The organism is Streptomyces sp. NRRL B-24572 (assembly GCF_002156145.1).
Classification (GTDB): domain Bacteria; phylum Actinomycetota; class Actinomycetes; order Streptomycetales; family Streptomycetaceae; genus Streptomyces; species Streptomyces vietnamensis.
Window position 1 is genome coordinate 1 of the sequence record NZ_MWIG01000615.1, and the last position, 899, is coordinate 899.

The 899-nt window shown below is 66.8% G+C and carries 1 protein-coding gene, 1 pseudogene and 1 riboswitch; of the genes and pseudogenes, one reads left to right on the plus strand and one right to left on the minus strand.

The features are described from left to right. Positions 1 to 241, minus strand: a 241-nt coding sequence (locus CCN56_RS31630) for a PRC-barrel domain-containing protein (protein WP_086831334.1), incomplete at its 3' end; no start/stop codon positions are given. A 113-nt stretch (positions 242 to 354) separates the two neighbouring features. Continuing rightward, positions 355 to 454, plus strand: a riboswitch (glycine riboswitch). A gap of 213 nt (positions 455 to 667) precedes the next feature. On the opposite strand from CCN56_RS31630, the pseudogene CCN56_RS31635 reads away from it, so the two are divergent. Next, positions 668 to 899, plus strand: a pseudogene (locus CCN56_RS31635) (hypothetical protein); the annotation flags it as partial.

An 899-nucleotide genomic window follows, 5' to 3' on the forward strand; every position in this document is an offset into this window, starting at 1 on the left:
AGTCCGGGGCGTCCTTGATCAGGGCCTTCTCGTACGGGATGTGGAGCCCGTCGTCGAGCAGGGCGCTCGGCTCCAGGGGGACGAAGGCGTCCCGGCTGAACAGGCCCGTGCGGACCGCTGCCCATTCGGGGATGCCGGTCGCGTCGTCCAGGTACACCTCGTCCACGGTTCCGATCTTGTGTCCGTTCCGGTCGAACGCCTTGCGGCCGATCAGGCTGCGCGGATCGATATCGGTCTGCACGGTCCCTCCAACTGGTCGCAACTGCTCTACACCCCTACGAAAGTGCACAACTGGGATGTCGGCCACTTGAGCGATGGGAGCCGCAACCTCGCTGGTAGGCTGGTTGTGGCTGTCGACCCCGTGCGGGAGAGTCCCCCGGAGAAACCTTCCGGTGGGCGCCGAAGGAGCAAATCCTCCCCGGAATCTCTCAGGCCCCTGTACCGCGCGGACGAGGTCACTCTGGAAAGCAGAGCGGAATGTCCGACGGCGTTTCGCTCTCACCGACGGTGAAAGCCGGCGTGCCGCGAGGCGTGCCGGTGAAACTCTCAGGTTGAGATGACAGAGGGGGAGGCCGTCCGGGTACCCGCGCCGTGGTGCCCCTCGCAGGTCGTGACGACCAGGAGGCCTCCGTACATGACCGCCAACCGCACTCCGCTCTCCGAGNNGCTCGCCGACCGCAACCAGGTCCTCGCCCCGATGATCGGTCTCGGCTACTACGGGACCTTCACCCCGCCGGTGATCCTCCGCAACGTCATGGAGAACCCCGCCTGGTACACGGCCTACACGCCGTACCAGCCGGAGATCTCCCAGGGCCGCCTGGAGGCCCTGCTGAACTTCCAGACCATGGTCGCCGACCTCACCGGTCTACCCACCTCCGGCGCCTCCCTCCTCGACGAGG